This is a genomic window from Vibrio sp. Vb0598 (genome assembly GCF_033338935.1).
Taxonomy (GTDB): domain Bacteria; phylum Pseudomonadota; class Gammaproteobacteria; order Enterobacterales; family Vibrionaceae; genus Vibrio; species Vibrio alginolyticus.
The window spans coordinates 21678-39664 of sequence record NZ_JAWOTP010000007.1; the positions used below are offsets into that span (position 1 = coordinate 21678).

The window sequence follows — 17987 nt, forward strand, 5'->3', positions numbered from 1 at the left end:
GTTAAGATTATGAAGAAACTGACAATGGCAATAGCATTAAGTCTGTTTTCTACTGACTTGCTCGCAGAACCGATGGCTTACCAAACCGAGTCTGGTATAGAGTTGATTCCCCTCGTAAAAACTTTCTACGAGGGAGATGACAACATCAATAAAGCGGAAAAATCCGGCAATGTAGAATCGGTCAATATTTGGGGTATAGAACCAAGCTTACTAGCACGTATAGAACGGAATCGCTATCGCGCAGATATTTTATATAAGTTAAAAGCTGGCTTTTCATCTGACGATCGCAACGACTTCGACGACCACACTTTTCAGTTTTCCAACTTTTTCGAATTTAATCATCGTCATCGTTTAGTGGTTGATTACCGTTTTCGCGCCCAGCATGAAGTTCGAGGAGAAGATATTACCGAAGGTAATGGTAGCGCAATCGACTCACCAATAGAGTTCAACCGTAACGATGTAAAAACCAATTATGTCTTTGGATCTAACGGTGCCAAAGGCAGACTCGAATTCGGTTTAGGCTATAGTGATAAAACCTATCAAAACTATCGTGACGGCTTGCCTGGTCGCCCAAACGCTAAAACTAAATACAACGATTTTCGAGCTCCCAATGCACATTTGGAGTTCTATTTAAGAGCGACGCCAAGAACCTATTGGTTAGTCGGAACAAACCAAATCGTAACCGAGTATCAGCACCGAAATTCTGCGCAGCCATCGAAAGATAACAACACCAGTTTCTATTACACCGGTGCCGAATGGGAAGTCACAGGAAAAACCAAAGGCATCGCTCGACTCGGTTATCAAATCAAAGATTTTGACAGCGCTCAACGAGAGACATTTAAAGGCTTTAGTTGGGATATCGGCTTTGAATGGTTGCCTCAAGAACAAACTCTAGTCAGCGTGAAAACCACTCAAGCGGCGGTTAACCCCGATCAAGATGGCGATTACAACCTACAAACTCGTTACCGACTGAACCTCAAGCACGATTGGAATAGTTACCTTGCAACTCGCTTAGGTGCTGTTTATCAACAAGATGATTACACGGGAATCTCCAGAAACGACGATCGGTACACTCTATCTTTTGGTATCGATTATCAGATCAAACGTTGGATACAGCTGCAAGCCGATTGGCAATACCAAGATAAAAACTCTAGCCGATCGGGTTATAGCTTCGAACAAAACATTTGGACTTTAAGCGCACAGTTTTCTCTGTAAAAAGGATTATTAATGAAGGCATTCATCAAATTCATGAGTGTAGCGTTGTTGCTATTTAGCACTTTGGTCAACGCTGACTCAAACGAGGAAGATTACTTACTCGATACTGGCGATACCATTTCCGTGCAGGTCTATGGTGAAGAAGATCTTACGATTAAAAATATTCTAATAACGTCAGATGGCTATTTTGATTACCCCTACCTTGGCCGAATCAAAGCAATCAAAAAAACACCAAAACAACTCAAGTACGAAATAGAAACGGGCTTAAAAGGCGATTATCTCATCAATCCAAAAGTGATGGTCACCATCAATAACTTTCGTCTGTTTTACGTTAATGGCGAAGTCAGGAAACCTGGTGGATTTGAGTACCGTCCAGGGTTAACCATAGAGAAGGCCATCGCTCTAGCAGGTGGCTTGACCGACAGAGCCTCACGCAAAGGCATTAACCTCACCAAGCATAAAACAGGTCAAACGATGGAAGGGGTCAGTATGCACCGCAACGTTGAACCTGGTGACATTGTATTTATTGACCAGAGCTTCTTTTAAGTGACAGGGAATCAAATGAACGGGACTCATCCAAATAATCTCCAGATGAACAAAGTAGAACTGATTCGTTTTGGCCATCACTTCAAAGCGATTAAAAAGAATTGGCTAAGCATCGCAGCATTCACGCTTCTGTTCTCATTAACTTGTACTTGGTATATCTACTCCAAAGCATCGATATACCAAGCTACAGCTACGCTACTCATCCAAGAGGAGCAAAAAAGCGCCCTTTCAATCGAGGAAGTATATGGCGTCGACACGACAAAAAAAGAGTACTTTCAAACGCAAATCGCCATTTTAAAATCGAATCATATTGCAGATAAGGTCATTAGAGAGCTGAACCTTACCCAATTACCTGAATTCACAAGCTCAGGGGGGTTAAATAAAAAAATCGACCAAATAAAGTCGATTCCTTTTGTTCAAGACCTACTGAATGTGGCACCAAGCCCAAAAGAAACCGCCCAGTTTTCAGAGTCCTATTATCAGGCACTTCAAGCTTTCAGAAGTAAACTCGATATTGAGCCAGTACGTAACACCCAATTAGTCAGAATTCGCTTTCGTTCTATCGATCCTAAGCTTGCGACGACAATCGCCAACGCGGTCGGCCAAGCCTACATTGACGCAAATTTTGAAGCCAAATTGGTCGTTACACAAAATGCGGCTACTTGGTTGACAAATAACTCTCAAAAATTGGAGGAGCGATTACGTAACTCGGAGCAAGCGCTGCAAGAATTCTTGTTAAAAGAAGGGTTGATCGATATAAACGGTATTGATGAAATTTACGCAAATGAGCTAGAAGAACTCACTCGCAAGCTGAATATCGCTGTTAATAAGCGTATTGAAGCGCAGACGTTAATCCAACTGTTACGACGTAAATCTTCGCAAAGTTTAGACAGCTTGTTGTCAATTGATGAATTCGCTAATCAAGCGCAAATCCGCGATCTAAAATTGTCGGAAGCACAGGCAGCCAAAAATCTCTCTGAACTGGCACAGCGCTACGGACCTAAGCATGATCGAATGATTCAGGCGAAAGCACAGCTTGCTGAAATTCAATCAAGAACCCAGCAACTCATCCGGGACATTTCCTTCAGTAAGCAACAAGACCTTCTTGCTGCAAAAGCGCAAGAGGACATGCTTCGAGCAGAACTCGATAACAAAAAGTCAGACTTCCAATCGTTAGGGTCACAAAAAGCGCGTTACGAACAGTTAAAACGCGAGGTTGAATCCAATAAGGCACTCTATGAAGCGTTCTTAAATCGTGAGAAAGAGACCAACGCCACCAGCGACTACAAGAATGTCACGGCTCGCTTTACTGATAAAGCCATCATTCCTCTATTCCCGGTGGCACCACAACGAATCAAACTGGTACTGATTGCCACCTTTTTTGGCTTTGCCATTGCTTGCGCTCTGGTCATCATCTTAGAAACGATGCGAGAAGTTATCCGAAGCACAACCGATGTGCAGGAAAAACTTGGTGTTACGTGTTTAGGTGTGATTCCTATGGTCAAAAAACGCAATTTGCGTAAAAACGGCGTCAGTTATACCGCGTATTTAGATGATGAAGAAAAGCTATTTAGTGAAGCTTGCCGCTCCGTCAGAACCTCGCTTCTGCTCAGATTAACCAACACGAAGCAAAAGATATTGCCCTTTACCTCTGCTATTCCAGAAGAAGGAAAAACATCGACCAGTATCAATATGGCGGTGTCGTTTTCAAAAATGGAAAAGGTGTTGATCATCGACTGCGATTTACGTCGACCTTCCATCGCAAAGCGATTCGGTATTGCTGAATCAAGCCCTGGCTTAACGCATATCCTGACGATGGATACGCCAATCAAAGATTGTGTTACACATATAAAAGAAGCCAACTTAGATGTATTACCGGCCGGCCTAATTCCGCCAAACCCACAGGAATTACTGGCTTCTGATCGCTTTAAAAAGTTGATCGAACATTTTCAAAATAAGTATGACCGGATCATTATCGATACACCACCCCTACTGTCAGTGAGTGACGCACTTATTCTTGGTCAGTATGCCAATGGTCTGATCACCGTCATTCGCTCAGAATCAACAAAATCATCACTGGTTAACCTTGCGTTATCTAAACAAATACAACACTCAGTTCCATCTCTTGGCGTCTTAATCACACAAGCCAAGGCCAAGGAAGGAGAGACGCTTTATGTCCAGAAATACGCCTACTAACGTAAACCTATCTTGGTACCAAACGTTGAAAAGCCAAGAACAGCCGGTATTGATCTATCAAATGGGCAAAGTAGGTTCGAGTGCATTAGAGCATTCCATTCCTAACTCGATTCACTTGCACGACCTTATGACCGTCGATGCGCAAAAACAAATATCCCCCGTTAGAGCGCAATTGCATAAGCCTCAGATCAATGCGTTAAAGCGACGACTAAAGCGTATAACGATGAGCCATATGTTAAAGCGCAAGAAAAAAGTTCGAATTATCTCGCTGGTGCGTGAACCGATCGGACGAAATGTCTCAATGTTCTTTCAAGCACTTCCTTTTTGGATGGCGGACAAATATCTAAAGGATGACAGCGCAATACGTACCGAACGACCGCAATTACTCCAAGAAGCATTTGATAAGCACATGAATCATCAATATGCGCTGCAGTGGTTTGACAACGAGATCAAACAACTAACAGGGATTGATGTGTTTAACGAGTCTTTTAATCACGAAGTAGGCTATCAAACATACCATAACAATAACTTCTCGCTGTTGGTCATTCGAAGTGACAAGCTAACAAAGGCTAACTCCGCAGTTGAAGACTTTTTAGGCTACCCCGTGGATGTTGTTTATGAAAATCAATCAGACAACAAATGGTACTCGCCACTAATGAAAGAATTCAAAACGCAATTTCAACCTACACCCGAGTACGTTGAAGAAATGCTGAATTCTAAATTGACGAAGCACTTTTTCTCAAATGCAGAAATCACCGACCTTAAACAGCAATATCTGACCAATTAATCATGAAAACCAAGATTCTACATATTATCAATGATCTTTCTCAGAACGGCGGTGCTCAGAAGTTCTTAGTCGACCTTGTTTTAGAACATAAGCCTGAATACGAAATCAAAATTTTGGTCTTGTGTGATGAAAATGATTACTTACCAATGCTATCCGCCCAAGGCATAGAGTGTTTTAACTGGCGCACATTGCCATTGAGTGAGAAATTCTCTTTGCTGCGTTGGCCGGATGTCGTTCACGGGCACCTCTACCCTTCCATTTACCTAGCGCTATTGGCGGTAGGTAAAAAACGAATCCAGACTGAGCACTGTTCTTATAACCGTCGACGTGACTATCCGCTGTTTAAGTTCATGGAATACGTCTTATATTGGGGCCACGACTTGACAGTCAGTATTAGTGAAAAAGTACAAGATGAACTGGTGAAGTTCATGCCTCGCTACCAACACAAATATCACGTGGTGCACAATGGCGTTGATTTAAAAAGGTTTTCTATGACGCCAAGATGCGCCAGCCACCTAATCGACAAACCAGTTATCAAGATTGGAATGGTGGGCCGACTTCACCAACATAAGGATCATGAAACGCTTATCCAAGCACTTATCCATTTACCAAGACGATACGAACTCCACCTTGCGGGAGATGGAGAAAAAAAATCGTCACTGCAAGAATTGGCAACAAAAATCAACGTCGCGCAACGTGTTCACTTTCATGGCGTAGTTTCTGACGTTCCAGCCTTTTTGAACGACATGGATATTTACGTGCAATCGTCGCACGTCGAAGGCTTTGGCTTGGCGGCGGTTGAGGCCATGGCAGCAGGCTTACCCGTATTATCATCGGACGTACCTGGTTTGGATGACGTCACCGGACGTGCCGAATATTTATTTCAAGTTGGTAACGCCACTGAACTGAGCCAAAAAGTCCTCCAGCTGTGTGAAAGTGTTGAGCGGTACGACGCTGCAAGTCAATACTCAGTCAATAGGGCCTCTCTCTACACCATCGATAAATTTCGTGAAGGTTACTATGGAATCTACCAGCAGCTTTGCGCCAACAAATAGTTCCGCGCCATCGAGCCATCGCGCCTCATTGCTTGCAGCATGCCTATTAGTATTGTTCTTTATTCCAATGAAGTTTCGTGCTGGAGGAATAGCGCTAGCCCCATCTGACATCGCAAGCCTTTTGTCTATTGGTTTTACTGCATTAGTGGTATTGGAAGGAAAAGCTGAAAAACTCATGCATCCCTGTATGGGGTTCCTCGTATTGTTCACTGGGTATGTGTTCATAAATGGTCTGCTAAATCGCGTCCCTTTAATGCCGCTAGTTATAGAAACTGTGCAATGGTTAGCGATTTTGTGCCTACTGAGCCTAATGTACGCCTATGGCGTGTTTGATGACGAACGGGTAATGGTATATTTCACGTATCTGTTGTTTTTCATCTGTACGCTCGTTGCCTTATGGCACTTTGCTCAGGGCTATCAAAGCGGGTTTAAGTTACTCGGGGTAAGTAAATACGGGTTCGGTGTACTGTGCTCACTACTGTACCTTTATCGAGATAAAATTCGCGCTTTCCACCTTTTGATGCTCGTAGCTTTAGTATTACTGGTGTTGTCACAAGAAAGAAAAGCGCTACTTGGTTTTTGTCTGCTTTTCTTCTTTGACCAACTGCTCGTAAAAAACTTAATGAGAAAATCGCTCAGCGAAACGTACACGTGGACGATTTTATTAGCCTTAAGCTTTATTGTGTTTACTGCCGTCACAACCACACTCTACGTTGGGTTTGAAACGCTAGCAGACACATTGGAAATAACCCAAGAAGACGTCTTATTTGCCAACCAAAGTGAAGCCCGCTGGGTATCGAATCTTCATAGAAAACTTTTACTTGCCAATGGGCTAGATATTTTACTTCAACACCCAGTGTTAGGTGTCGGCGCGAAAATGTTACCCAACTTTATGATCAGTTACTTTAACTATGATGAGCTGGCGATCTACACCCACAACTTTGTGTTAGATACCGCAATTGAATACGGATTACTTGGTATCGGTCTGCTGTTTGGTGGTTATTTTCTTTTTATTCGCTTTTGCTTCCGTAGTCTTAATGAAAACAGAAAAAGCCTATTACTTGCGATATACGCCCTCATCATGGTGTTTTTCGTTGCGGTAAACACCACCATAATTTTAATACTCTTATTACCCGTCATGATCAGCATGAGCAACGACTCAAGGGCCATTGCTCATACTTTTCCGGTAAACCATCACCACGAATATGAATAATCAAGGATAGGATAGATGAAGTATTCAATCTCTCGACAATTTGAAAAGAACCGAGAACTCCAAGCTGATAATTTTGTTTTAGTTTACCAAATGGGCAAAGTTGGCTCCTCATCAATTGAGCACACGCTAGGGGAGAAAAATATCCCGAGCTATCACATCCACACCTTTGATGATCACGAAGAATTTCACATGTATCACAATAAAAAAGACGTGAGTAAATTCTTCGACTTCCGAAACCGCGCACTCTATCGCTTAGTGCTCAAGCAGCGAAAACGTATCTTACAAAAACGCGAGCAGATTAAAATCGTTACGCTGGTCCGCGATCCAATCGCAACTGTCTTTTCTCGCTTCTTTCAAGATCTCCATTTGCAATTTATCGAAGGCAAAAAGAACGATGCAATTCACCGAGATATGGAAGTCACGTATCAGCACCTCGAGCATTGCTTTGATAACTATATCAATCTCAACTATTTTGCGGACTGGTTCGACAACGAGTTAAAGCGTAATTTCAATATCGATGTGATGCGCCAAGAGCTGGACAACACTCAACCTTTCTTCACATTCCAGAACGCTCAGGCCAACGTCATGCTAATCAAATGCGAACAGCTCAGTTCTCTTGATAAAGAAATCGGTGAGTTTCTTGAGTTGCAAGACTTCGTGCTGAAAAACAGCAACGAAGCGAAAAACAAGTGGTACTCCAATATCCACCAACACTTTAAGAATCACTACGACTTCTCAAAACTGTTCTATATGTACGATCTTCCCTTGTATCGCCACGTTTATTCAGAGCAAGAGCGTGATGCTTTTAAACACAAATGGATGCAAACACCAGGGACAAAATCATCATGAAGAAAGTGCTCCATGTTACAGAAGCATTTGGAGGTGGCGTTCAAACCGCCCTCTATAGTTATGTTCACTCATCCAGAGACGAGCCTTATCAGCATTTCTTGCTAGCCAGAGCCCGAGAAAACGACTTGACCAATGAGAACAACCACCACATTTTCGTACAGACAAAGTGGGTAGAAGGCGGCTTGCTTCAATTTATTCGCGATGCAAACCACATGATTGCATCACTTGGTCCCGACGTCGTTCATTTGCACTCGAGTAAAGCAGGATTTCTCGGCCGATTTCTAAAGCTTGGCAAGGCACGCTTGGTTTACACACCGCACTGTTATGCCTTCGAACGTGAAGATATCTCAGAGCTTGCACGCCAGATCTATAAAGCACTAGAGAAAGTAAAACTGAGCAAAATTGATGTGGTTGCAGGCTGTAGCCAACGAGAATGTGACCTAGCCATTAGCATTGGTGCGAAACGTGCCGAACTGCTCAACAACTACGTGTCTTATCAAAGTGAAGATCGTATAGAGCGAAACAAGCAAGAAGCGCTGAAGCTCGTTGTACTTGGTCGTGTCGCGCCTCAAAAAGATCCTCAGTTTCTTATCAGCACATTGCAGTTCCTTAATCGGTATGCGCTTAACCGCCCGATAGAGATCACATGGATAGGTGGCGGTGACCACGTACTCGAACAGAAATTACGCACTGAAAATGTGGATGTAACGGGCATGCTGCCTCGCGATGAGGTAGTTGAAAAGCTCAAGGGTTCAGACCTTTATCTACATACTGCAGCATGGGAAGGGATGCCGTTAACCATTCTAGAAGCATCCAAGTTACATCTTCCTATGGTTATTCGGACCATCGGCGCAACCAAAGATCTCAACTACCCGTTTTTAGCGCTCACACCTGAAGAAATGGCCAAGCAGATCGCGCATTGTGTCAATCATTATGAAGAGATTGATTTTCGCCAATATACAGCAGAATTAAACGATGCCTTCAGTGAAGAAAAACAGCGCCTCGCACTCAATAAACTTTACGGTTAAATGCCCCTATGTTTCACACTGTTCAACAAAAATTACTGTTGATGCCCAGCGGTAAAAAAAGCTTGTTATCTACTGGATTAAAAACCGCAATCACGCGTGTGTTGAGTGCGCTATTTGCTTTTTTACTGACTCTGATTGTATCGAAGACCAGTGACGCTTCGACGGCCGGTCAATTTTTCTTTTTATTCAACCTAGTCTCGCTACTCGCTATCGTTTCTCAGCTAGGTTTTGATGTCTCGTTAGTTCGTTACAATGCGATCGCTTTTAATAACAAAGAGAAGCTTGAACAAAGCCAAAACTATAAAACCGCACTTTATCGAAGTATGGCATTTTGCTTGCTCGCCATAGGCGTTTTGTTAGCAGGGTTTAATCTGTTTCCAGAACAGCTAAACCAGACTCAATCACCAATGTATGCGATTACTTTATGCTTGCTTTGCATACCTTTCTTGGTGCTTGCGCAAACCAACAGTCGGGTGCTTCAAGCATGTAGAAAAGTCGTATCATCTCTGTTTGCGTTGCAGCTTGGGGTAAGCATGTTGATGGTCATTTTTGTCTTTGCCCTAGACTATATCGGTCAGCAAAATATCAACAATCTAATGACCGCACTGCTTTTAGCGAGCATAGGTGTCGCGGTCATATCTAGTGCCAATTGGCTTGGCTCAGATCAATATCAAACATCGGCTTTCGTACCAAACAAAAAAATGGTCTCTTCTGCCAAGCAAGTCTGGGTTGGCAGTATCTTCACGAATGTTCTTCAATGGGGAAGCCTTGTTATTACGGGCTTTTTTATCTCAACAGCGGAACTCGGTTTGTTAGCCGCAGCCCAACGTACATCACTACTGATTGGCTTCGTGCTGATTACCATTAACTTTGTGGTCGCCCCGATGTTTGCCTCTCTCTACAAAGAGCGTCAAATGCGTAAACTGCAGAACCTGAGCCGCTTGGCGTGCCGAGCCAATGTTGGTTTAGCGATTGTACCCGTAATTATTTGCACCCTCTTCCCCGAGTTTGTAATGCAGTTTTTTGGTGAGGAGTTTCTCGCCGCGGCGCCACTATTAGTCGTCCTTTCTCTGGGGCAGTTAGTCAATGTTGCGACTGGTTCAGTAGGTTTTTTATTATTAATGAGTGGTCATGAGAGAACCATGAAATACATTACAATTTCCTCCGGTACGGTGTCCATCTGCCTACTTGTTACGCTTTGCCAAATGTTTGGGGTGATTGGTGCAGCGTGGGCAATGGCAATTGGCATGGCTATCCAGAATTTAGCTGCACTGTACTTTGTAAAACGTTACTTAGGCTTCTTTCCAATAGGTTAATTATGGCTTTAATACTGGCACGCACGAGTTTTGTTTTAGTCCTGATGTTAACCGCTTCACTTTCTTTGTGGAAAAGCTCTGACCTACACCATACCGCTTACCTGCAAATGGAAACCTACTTAGGCGGATCGAGTACGCTTCACTTTACTTTCAGTTTATTGATCGGCTTTTTATCGGTCTTCACGTTCCCTTCTCTGGTGAGCTCGAATAAAACCGACTTTTTTGGGATTCGTCTTTTGCTACTGCTGCTAGCTATCGTTTCAATGGAAGAAATAAGCCAACTTTTTATTCCAAATCGATCATTTAGTTTTGATGATCTCAGCACCAACTGGATAGGCGTTATCTCAGGTTACTTTAGTGCCAAGTTAATTCGCTTCATCCGCGCTCGATCGTTCTAGTAATACAGGAATCTCTGAGGGATTTGGGTATATAATTACGCCAAACAACCAGACTAACGAGTACATCATGCCGTCTCATCCAACCAAGATTACTTTTTTTGAATTCTTAACTCCGTTGATCACGTCAGGCAAAAAGACGATAACGATTCGAGATGAATCAGAAAGCCATTACGTTCCCAATACAGAAGTCGAAGTTTTTACCTTAGAAACGGATCGTAAAGTCTGCGATATCAAGATACGTTCTGTAGAACCACTTCACTTTGAAGACATTAATGAGTTTCATGCAGAACAAGAAGCCATCGAACTACCAAAACTCAAGCAGTTAATTCGAGAAATCTACCCAAATACCGACACGCTATTTGTTATTGAGTATGAGCTGATTAAATAACCCACAACAAAGGCTAGACGACTGGTCTAATTCATTCTATAGTACACTTCATGAACGCAAAGACGAATGACACACGCCAACATATTCTCGACGTCGGATACGAGTTGATCGTAAACCGAGGGTTCACGAGTGTTGGTCTTTCAGAGCTATTAAAAAAGGCCGCAGTGCCAAAAGGCTCGTTTTATCATTACTTCAAGTCCAAAGAACAATTTGGTGAAGCGATGATTCAAGACTACTTTACTAAGTATTTTGAGCGTTTAAACGCACGCTTTACCAATACTGAACTGAGTGGCTACCAACGCCTAATGAGCTATTTCGAAGAAATGGTCAAAGTAGAAGACTACGTGTGTAATGCGAACAAATGTTTATTGGTTAAGTTAAGTGCAGAAGTCTCCGATCTCTCAGAGTCAATGCGCTTGGCATTACGCCAAGGAGCAGACAAAACCATTCAAGCGATAGCGGATTGCATTGACATCGGAATTCAAGATGGCTCAATCCCCAATGGTGACAGTGCGTTATTAGCAAGGCAGATATACTACCTTTGGAATGGCGCTAGCTTGCTGAACAAACTTTATCAAGATCAGGCAGCATTGACGCAAAGTCTGACCTATACTCAACACTTACTGCAGAATACGCGCACTTGCCCATAACGGGCGGCGTGGAAGCAGAATGAACACCCTACACACGTTTCACTGTCAGAAAAAGCGTCAGTGTTAACACAGTAAACCTTCCCGCTTTACATAAGCGGGATATTTTGAAATAAATACTAGACGACCGGTCTAATCAACAAGTGAGATAGATATGACTAACGCAACAAATCGCAGAATAGTACTCGCGTCACGTCCCCATGGTGCACCGACACAAGAAAACTTTCGTTTAGAAGAGGTAACGAAACCGACTCCGAAAGAGGGTGAAATGCTATTGAGAACGGTTTATTTATCTCTAGATCCATACATGCGTGGTCGCATGAGTGATGCCGAATCATACGCTGACCCTGTTGCAATTGATGACGTAATGGTCGGTGGTACAGTTTGTCAGGTAGAAGCATCAAACCACCCAGATTACGAAGCAGGTGAATGGGTTCTTGCCTACACTGTTGGCTGGCAAGACTACGCTATCTCAACTGGTGAGATGGTCATTAAACTTGGTAAAGAACCGCAAAACCCTTCTTACGCGTTAGGCGTTGCAGGTATGCCAGGATTTACCGCGTACATGGGTTTACTCGACATTGGTCAGCCAAAACCAGGGGAAACCATCGTGGTAGCAGCTGCTACGGGGCCTGTAGGCGCAACAGTTGGTCAAATTGGTAAAATCAAAGGTTGCCGAGTTGTTGGTATAGCAGGCGGAGAAGAAAAATGCCGTTACGCTAAAGAGGTGCTTGGTTTCGATGAGTGTATTGATCACAGAGCTGAAGACTTTGCAGAACAACTGAAAAATGCCTGTGACAAAGGTATCGATGTTTACTTCGAAAACGTAGGTGGCAAAGTATTCGAGGCTGTAATGCCACTTCTGAATACAAATGCGCGTATCCCACTTTGTGGTTTGATTTCTCAGTACAACGCGACAGAGCTGCCTGAAGGTACCGACCATCTTCCATTACTAATGGGTAAGCTCCTGACCAAACGAATCAAGGTGCAAGGCTTCATCATTTTTGATGATTACGGACATCGTTACGGTGAATTTGCGCAAGATATTAATCAATGGTTGGCAGAAGGAAAGATCCAATACCGCGAACATCTAGTACAAGGACTGGATAATGCGCCAGAAGCATTCATCGGTCTGTTGGAAGGTAAGAATTTCGGCAAGCTTGTAGTACAGATTAACGACCCATTATAAAAAGGGATATGTAAATGATTAAACTTCACCACCTCAATCAGTCTCGTTCAAAGCGCATCATTTGGTTACTTGAAGAGCTAGATGTAAATTACGAGATTGTACCCTATGTCCGTGATTCCGTGACCTTCATGGCACCGCCAGAACTAAAAAGTGTTCACCCATTAGGAAAGTCACCTGTTCTTGAAGATAACGGCGAGATTATCATTGAGTCAGGTGCAATGACCGAATATTTGATTGAGAAATACAGTGACGGAGCCTTTGCTCCTGAGCGTGGTACAAAAGCACACACAGAATATTTGCAATGGATGCACTTTGCAGAAAGCTCTGCAATTTTACCTATGCTGCTAAAAATCTTCGTAAGCAAAGAGCCAAATGAAACTCAGTTTTTATCAGGCTATGCCGACAAGGAAGCAATGAATGTACTAGGCTACTTCGAGCAATCCTTAGAAGGCAAAACTTACCTAGTAGAAGAGCGGCTGACTGGCGCAGACATCATGATGTCTTTCATTGTCGAATTGGTTCAAAAGTTTGGTTTAGTTAATCACTTCCCTAATATTGAACGTTATGGGAAACAGCTCGCGACACACCCAGCATTTGCAAAAGCTGAACAACTTGAAGTGAAGTACTCTTAATTACTTCCCCCCTTTCGCCCCTTTGATGACACGTAAAACTTCATTTAAGGGGCGATATTACTAGCATCGCAGGCACGCTAACTGGATAGCGCTCCCCCCCCAGTCAATCGCTTTCGAGAACGTCGATTGTTATGTCAATCAAGCTAATGTAGTAAATTTCTGATTCTAATATAGTTTCGACCATAGTCACCATCTATTGAATTGATAAGCAATATCAGTTTTCTCCTCCAGCTTTTCCGTAATAACCTCCTCTACAGTTTCTAAGGTATTGAGCCCTGGAGGGGGAAGAAAAATGACAAACAAGAAATTGACTACAGCAGCAGGTTGCCCTGTCGCACATAACCAAAACGTTATGACTGCAGGTCCTCGTGGCCCTCAACTATTACAAGACGTTTGGTTCCTTGAAAAATTGGCACACTTTGACCGCGAAGTGATCCCTGAGCGTCGTATGCACGCAAAAGGTTCTGGTGCTTACGGTACGTTCACAGTAACGCACGACATCACAAAATACACTCGCGCTAAAATCTTCTCTGACATCGGAAAAAAAACAGAACTATTCGCTCGCTTCACTACTGTAGCTGGTGAGCGCGGTGCAGCAGACGCAGAACGTGACATCCGTGGTTTCGCACTAAAATTCTACACTGAAGAAGGTAACTGGGACTTGGTTGGTAACAACACACCAGTATTCTTCCTACGTGACCCACTAAAATTCCCAGACCTAAACCACGCAGTAAAACGCGACCCTCGCACTAACATGCGTAGCTCTACCAACAACTGGGATTTCTGGACGTCATTACCTGAAGCATTCCACCAAGTGACTATCGTAATGAGTGACCGTGGTATCCCTGCTTCTTACCGTCATATGCATGGTTTTGGTAGCCACACATTCAGCTTCATCAACGCAGAAAACGAGCGTTACTGGGTAAAATTCCACTTCAAAACTCAGCAAGGCATCAAAAACCTAACTGACCAAGAAGCAGAAGCGATCGTAGGTAAAGACCGCGAAAGCCATCACCGTGACCTTTACGAAGCGATTGAGCGTCAAGACTTCCCTAAATGGAAGATGTACGTACAGATCATGCCTGAGCTAGAAGCGGATGAAGTCAACTTCAACCCATTCGACCTAACACGTGTATGGTCTCAAAAAGATTACCCACTGATCCCAGTTGGTGAGTTCGAACTGAACCGTAATCCAGAAAACTTCTACGCAGAAGTTGAGCAATCAGCGTTCAACCCAGCAGCAGTCGTACCTGGTATCGGCTTCTCTCCAGATAAAATGCTACAAGGTCGTCTGTTCGCTTACGGCGATGCTCAGCGTTACCGTCTAGGTGTGAACCACCATCAAATACCAGTGAACGCACCTCGTTGCCCTGTTCACAGCTACCACCGCGATGGCGCAATGCGCGTTGATGGCAACTTTGGTTCAACACTAGGTTACGAGCCAAACTACAAACAAGAATGGGCAGAGCAACCAGATTACTCTGAGCCACCTCTACGCATCAACGGCAACGCTGATCACTACGATCACCGTGTAGACGAAGACTACTTCAGCCAAGCGGGTGACCTATTCCGTCTGATGAGTGAAGAGCAACGTCAAACTCTGTTCGACAACACAGCTCGCGCAATGGACGGTGTGCCAGAGTTCATCCAACAGCGCCACGTTCAACACGCATACCAAGCGGACGAAGCGTACGGCAAAGGTCTTGAAATTGCACTAGGCTTAAACAAGTAAGCGAACGCTGCAATCATTACACTGTGTGATTTAAAGACGAAAAAAAGGAGGTGCTCTACAGCACCTCCTGATTTCAAATCACTAATCCTTAATCACAAGTCACAAAACATGCTCAAGGTGATTCATTATGATTAACTTAGATTTCTTTAAGCTCTTTGATACCAAAGAACTGTTTATCTATTACTGATTCATCAACTACTGATTTTTAGCTACCGCTTTGATCAGTACTGATGTATCCATGCGACCTAAACCATCACGTTGAAGGTCTGCGTATTGCTCATCCACCTTCTTAGTCAGTGGAAGTTCTAGACCCACTCGCTCAGCTTCTTGCAGACAGAAACCTAAGTCTTTGCGCATCCAATCAATAGCGAAGCCAAAATCGAACTTGTCTTCAGCCATCGTATTTGCGCGGTTTTCCATCTGCCAAGAACCTGCAGCGCCATGCTTAAGTGTTTCTACAACTTGAGCAATGTCCAAGCCTGATTTTTGTGCTAGCAACAAAGCTTCACTCAGACCTTGTAAAACGCCTCCAATACAGATTTGGTTTACCATCTTACAGCGTTGACCCTGACCGTTTTCACCCAGTAGCGTCATCTGCTTCGCGTACACATCCATCGCCGGAGACACACGGTCAAAAATGCTTTGTTCACCACCACACATGATGGTTAGAACACCATTTTCTGCGCCCGCTTGACCACCAGAAACTGGCGCATCAATAAAGTGATTACCGTACTTAACACACGCTTCAGCCAGCTCAACCGCTAGGTCTGCAGAAGTGGTCGTGTGATCGACTAGCACTGCGTCCGCTTTCAAGCCGACCAGAATGCCCTCTTCACCGTAAACAACGCTACGAACGTCATCATCATTACCCACACAGGTAAAAACGATGTCACAGCCTTCCGCCGCTTCACGTGGTGTTTCACAAGCTACGCCTTGGTATTCTTCAGCCCATTTGTCTGCTTTCGCTTTTGTGCGGTTGTATACTTTGGTTTCAAAGCCCGCTTTACTTAGGTAACCAGCCATTGGGTATCCCATCACACCCAGACCAATAAATGCTACTCGTTGTTTTTCCATTGCACGCTTCCCTTAGTTCACCTGACTGAAATGTTTCGTAACATGCTACTAAAGAATTGAAATCATTACTCGTGATTTCTCTTTCCTCGGTCTCGATGATCCTGCATTGCAGTCCGTTTATTGCGCCTTCTACACCCCTTTACTTGACGATTAGCGTAACAGTCAAAGCACTTACATAGGTTCACTACTGCTTAGCATGGAACATCGCTTGCCCACTCTTGTCCTTGTTCGACCAGAAATTGATGTTGAACTGAGCATCATCGCTCATCTCAATGCGGTGCCAGTACTGCGGTGGGCTTGTAGCAAACTGGCCTGCATTAATCACCACCACCACTTCTGCTTCTGTGGCATTTTCATCAGCAAAGCCGTAGTAAGTCACTTGCCCTTCCATGACGCACAGCTGTCCAAACACTCCCTCAGCGGTATTGTGATGAGTCAGTAGCGCTGGTGGCACATTGTCTTTAGTGAAGAAAGGCGTTGAACGTTGAACAGTCCAGTCTTTAGGAATTCTTAGATGCGACATAATGATACCCTCTCTAATTACAATTCTTTTCGTTAAAATCGGTTAAGCCTGAGCGGCTTGAGACAACTCTCGGAGTAGTGGAAATGCTTGCGTAACTTGTTCTCCCGTCACGACGAAGCCCATGAGTCGGCTATTTTCATCTTCTGCTTTCGCGGCAATGCCAGTTTGAGAAATCTGCACGCTCCAGTTCGTCACCGAACTAAAATCGCCTGCCAATTGAATTGGGTAGCTCGGCGTTTTGACCTTTACCATCATAGGCGGTAGTTTCAACTCTGCTTCTTGCCCCAGTAGTTGTTTGCCCAAAGCATTGGCACTTAGCACGATCGGTTGGAGGTACGGCATCATTCGACCTTGGATCTCAGCACAATCGCCTAATGCGAACACATTGGCTGCTGATGTCTGTAATCGAGCATCCACCTTGATGCCTTTATTGACACTCAACCCACAAGCCTTCGCTAACCAAGTGTTTGCACGTAAACCCGCCGCTGAAATCACTACATCAGCTTCAATTGCTTTACCTTGGCTCAAGCTTGCCACCAGCGAATCATTTGAGTGATTAATCGCAGCAACTCCAGTCTCCAAGGCAAGTTGAATACCTTGCTGCTTAAGTTGGTTCTCCAGTGGCAATGCGACGAATTCAGGAATCAAGTTAGCGAGCAAACGGGGATTTGGCTCAACCACCGTAACGGCTTTACCACTGGTTGCGAGATCCATGGCGATCTCGACGCCGATCAAACCACCACCCATTACTAGAATTCGTTCCGCGCGGCTAATTTGCTCTTCCGCTAATTGATATTCTTGCAGCGAGTTCAGCGTTATCACCTCAGGTGCTGCACCACCAGATATTGGCGGCACAAAGGCTTTCGCGCCTGTCGCAAACACCAGTTTGGAATAAGGATAGGTTTGGCCGTTGGCGACCACTTGCTGAGCTTGCACGTCGACATGCTCAACCTTGGTATGGGCGAACAGTTCGATGTTGTGTTCCTGTGCAAACGCCTCACCACTTTTAACTACCAAGTCTCGGGCAGTTTGCTTGTTACTGAATACATGACTCAAATCGGGCTTGTTGTATTCCGCGCCATCATCAGCAGTAAACACTTGCAGCGGAATATGTGCGTCCATTCGACGCACTGTTTTCACCAATTGGTAAGCCGCAAAGCCGCTACCAATAATCACAATAGGTGCTTGCATATTCCCTC

18 protein-coding genes are annotated in these 17987 nt (G+C 44.1%); 15 read left to right on the forward strand and 3 right to left on the reverse strand.

Features of this window, described 5'->3' with window-relative positions; all coding sequences use genetic code 11:
• Nucleotides 1-9 precede the first annotated feature (9 nt).
• The 15 genes from R7Q38_RS09295 (at nt 10) to R7Q38_RS09365 (ending at nt 15191) form a co-directional block, all read left to right on the forward strand.
• A complete protein-coding gene (locus R7Q38_RS09295) occupies nt 10-1215 on the forward strand; it encodes an outer membrane beta-barrel protein (protein WP_017821252.1) in 1206 nt (401 codons plus the stop codon).
• 12 nt (nt 1216-1227) lie between these two features.
• Complete coding sequence (locus R7Q38_RS09300) at nt 1228-1761, forward strand: polysaccharide biosynthesis/export family protein (protein ID WP_005375265.1); 534 nt, start codon at nt 1228-1230, stop codon at nt 1759-1761.
• 15 nt (nt 1762-1776) lie between these two features.
• Nucleotides 1777-3957, forward strand: a complete 2181-nt coding sequence (locus tag R7Q38_RS09305; RefSeq protein WP_318114200.1) for a polysaccharide biosynthesis tyrosine autokinase — start codon at nt 1777-1779, stop codon at nt 3955-3957.
• Nucleotides 3935-4744, forward strand: a complete 810-nt coding sequence (locus R7Q38_RS09310; RefSeq protein ID WP_005375261.1) for a putative capsular polysaccharide synthesis family protein — start codon at nt 3935-3937, stop codon at nt 4742-4744. Before R7Q38_RS09305 ends, R7Q38_RS09310 begins: the two co-directional genes overlap by 23 nt.
• 2 nt (nt 4745-4746) lie before the next feature.
• Nucleotides 4747-5799: a glycosyltransferase gene (locus tag R7Q38_RS09315; protein WP_017821254.1), complete on the forward strand. Its 1053-nt coding sequence runs from the start codon at nt 4747-4749 to the stop codon at nt 5797-5799.
• Nucleotides 5765-7012 (forward strand): O-antigen ligase family protein, encoded by a 1248-nt coding sequence (locus tag R7Q38_RS09320; RefSeq protein WP_017821255.1) that lies wholly within the window; start codon nt 5765-5767, stop codon nt 7010-7012. Before R7Q38_RS09315 ends, R7Q38_RS09320 begins: the two co-directional genes overlap by 35 nt.
• A 15-nt stretch (nt 7013-7027) precedes the next feature.
• The gene (locus R7Q38_RS09325; RefSeq protein ID WP_017821256.1) at nt 7028-7861 is read left to right on the forward strand and encodes a putative capsular polysaccharide synthesis family protein; all 834 of its coding nucleotides are present in this window, start codon (nt 7028-7030) and stop codon (nt 7859-7861) included.
• Entirely contained in the window at nt 7858-8889 is a 1032-nt protein-coding gene (locus R7Q38_RS09330; protein WP_017821257.1) for a glycosyltransferase family 4 protein, read from the forward strand. The genes R7Q38_RS09325 and R7Q38_RS09330 overlap by 4 nt, the downstream gene beginning before the upstream one ends.
• 8 nt (nt 8890-8897) lie before the next feature.
• The gene (locus tag R7Q38_RS09335; RefSeq protein WP_021707644.1) at nt 8898-10205 is read left to right on the forward strand and encodes an oligosaccharide flippase family protein; all 1308 of its coding nucleotides are present in this window, start codon (nt 8898-8900) and stop codon (nt 10203-10205) included.
• A gap of 2 nt (nt 10206-10207) precedes the next feature.
• Entirely contained in the window at nt 10208-10603 is a 396-nt protein-coding gene (locus tag R7Q38_RS09340) for a VanZ family protein (protein ID WP_104976455.1), read from the forward strand.
• 67 nt (nt 10604-10670) lie between these two features.
• A complete protein-coding gene (yqfB, locus tag R7Q38_RS09345; RefSeq protein ID WP_005385855.1) occupies nt 10671-10991 on the forward strand; it encodes a N(4)-acetylcytidine aminohydrolase in 321 nt (106 codons plus the stop codon).
• Between the two features lie 50 nt (nt 10992-11041).
• Nucleotides 11042-11641 (forward strand): TetR/AcrR family transcriptional regulator, encoded by a 600-nt coding sequence (locus R7Q38_RS09350; RefSeq protein WP_213965098.1) that lies wholly within the window; start codon nt 11042-11044, stop codon nt 11639-11641.
• A 151-nt stretch (nt 11642-11792) separates the two neighbouring features.
• Nucleotides 11793-12827, forward strand: a complete 1035-nt coding sequence (locus tag R7Q38_RS09355; RefSeq protein ID WP_017821259.1) for an NADP-dependent oxidoreductase — start codon at nt 11793-11795, stop codon at nt 12825-12827.
• 14 nt (nt 12828-12841) lie between these two features.
• Nucleotides 12842-13459: a glutathione S-transferase family protein gene (locus R7Q38_RS09360; protein WP_005375238.1), complete on the forward strand. Its 618-nt coding sequence runs from the start codon at nt 12842-12844 to the stop codon at nt 13457-13459.
• 292 nt (nt 13460-13751) lie between these two features.
• Nucleotides 13752-15191 carry a catalase gene (locus R7Q38_RS09365; protein ID WP_017821260.1) on the forward strand — a complete coding sequence of 480 codons (1440 nt, stop codon included), beginning with the start codon at nt 13752-13754 and terminating at the stop codon, nt 15189-15191.
• 195 nt (nt 15192-15386) lie between these two features.
• Here R7Q38_RS09365 and R7Q38_RS09370 read toward each other — a convergent pair whose 3' ends face one another.
• The 3 genes from R7Q38_RS09370 to norW form a co-directional block, all read right to left on the reverse strand.
• Entirely contained in the window at nt 15387-16265 is an 879-nt protein-coding gene (locus tag R7Q38_RS09370) for an NAD(P)-dependent oxidoreductase (protein WP_017821261.1), read from the reverse strand.
• A 184-nt stretch (nt 16266-16449) separates the two neighbouring features.
• On the reverse strand, nt 16450-16788 hold the full coding sequence (locus R7Q38_RS09375) for a DUF1971 domain-containing protein (protein WP_005375231.1): 339 nt from the start codon (nt 16786-16788) through the stop codon (nt 16450-16452).
• A gap of 42 nt (nt 16789-16830) precedes the next feature.
• On the reverse strand, nt 16831-17979 hold the full coding sequence (norW, locus tag R7Q38_RS09380; protein ID WP_239932438.1) for an NADH:flavorubredoxin reductase NorW: 1149 nt from the start codon (nt 17977-17979) through the stop codon (nt 16831-16833).
• Between the last annotated feature and the right edge of the window lie 8 nt (nt 17980-17987).

What these genes read in the sequence shown, in the direction of transcription:
- R7Q38_RS09295 (WP_017821252.1), top strand. Translation starts at nt 10, where the DNA reads ATGAAGAAACTGACAATGGCAATAGCATTAAGTCTGTTTTCTACTGAC.
- R7Q38_RS09335 (WP_021707644.1), top strand. Translation starts at nt 8,898, where the DNA reads ATGTTTCACACTGTTCAACAAAAATTACTGTTGATGCCCAGCGGTAAA.
- R7Q38_RS09350 (WP_213965098.1), top strand. Translation starts at nt 11,042, where the DNA reads ATGAACGCAAAGACGAATGACACACGCCAACATATTCTCGACGTCGGA.
- R7Q38_RS09300 (WP_005375265.1), top strand. Translation starts at nt 1,228, where the DNA reads ATGAAGGCATTCATCAAATTCATGAGTGTAGCGTTGTTGCTATTTAGC.
- R7Q38_RS09310 (WP_005375261.1), top strand. Translation starts at nt 3,935, where the DNA reads ATGTCCAGAAATACGCCTACTAACGTAAACCTATCTTGGTACCAAACG.
- R7Q38_RS09375 (WP_005375231.1), bottom strand. Translation starts at nt 16,788, where the DNA reads ATGTCGCATCTAAGAATTCCTAAAGACTGGACTGTTCAACGTTCAACG.
- R7Q38_RS09360 (WP_005375238.1), top strand. Translation starts at nt 12,842, where the DNA reads ATGATTAAACTTCACCACCTCAATCAGTCTCGTTCAAAGCGCATCATT.
- R7Q38_RS09320 (WP_017821255.1), top strand. Translation starts at nt 5,765, where the DNA reads ATGGAATCTACCAGCAGCTTTGCGCCAACAAATAGTTCCGCGCCATCG.
- R7Q38_RS09365 (WP_017821260.1), top strand. Translation starts at nt 13,752, where the DNA reads ATGACAAACAAGAAATTGACTACAGCAGCAGGTTGCCCTGTCGCACAT.
- R7Q38_RS09370 (WP_017821261.1), bottom strand. Translation starts at nt 16,265, where the DNA reads ATGGAAAAACAACGAGTAGCATTTATTGGTCTGGGTGTGATGGGATAC.
- R7Q38_RS09315 (WP_017821254.1), top strand. Translation starts at nt 4,747, where the DNA reads ATGAAAACCAAGATTCTACATATTATCAATGATCTTTCTCAGAACGGC.
- R7Q38_RS09330 (WP_017821257.1), top strand. Translation starts at nt 7,858, where the DNA reads ATGAAGAAAGTGCTCCATGTTACAGAAGCATTTGGAGGTGGCGTTCAA.
- R7Q38_RS09305 (WP_318114200.1), top strand. Translation starts at nt 1,777, where the DNA reads ATGAACGGGACTCATCCAAATAATCTCCAGATGAACAAAGTAGAACTG.
- norW (WP_239932438.1), bottom strand. Translation starts at nt 17,979, where the DNA reads ATGCAAGCACCTATTGTGATTATTGGTAGCGGCTTTGCGGCTTACCAA.
- R7Q38_RS09355 (WP_017821259.1), top strand. Translation starts at nt 11,793, where the DNA reads ATGACTAACGCAACAAATCGCAGAATAGTACTCGCGTCACGTCCCCAT.
- R7Q38_RS09340 (WP_104976455.1), top strand. Translation starts at nt 10,208, where the DNA reads ATGGCTTTAATACTGGCACGCACGAGTTTTGTTTTAGTCCTGATGTTA.
- yqfB (WP_005385855.1), top strand. Translation starts at nt 10,671, where the DNA reads ATGCCGTCTCATCCAACCAAGATTACTTTTTTTGAATTCTTAACTCCG.
- R7Q38_RS09325 (WP_017821256.1), top strand. Translation starts at nt 7,028, where the DNA reads ATGAAGTATTCAATCTCTCGACAATTTGAAAAGAACCGAGAACTCCAA.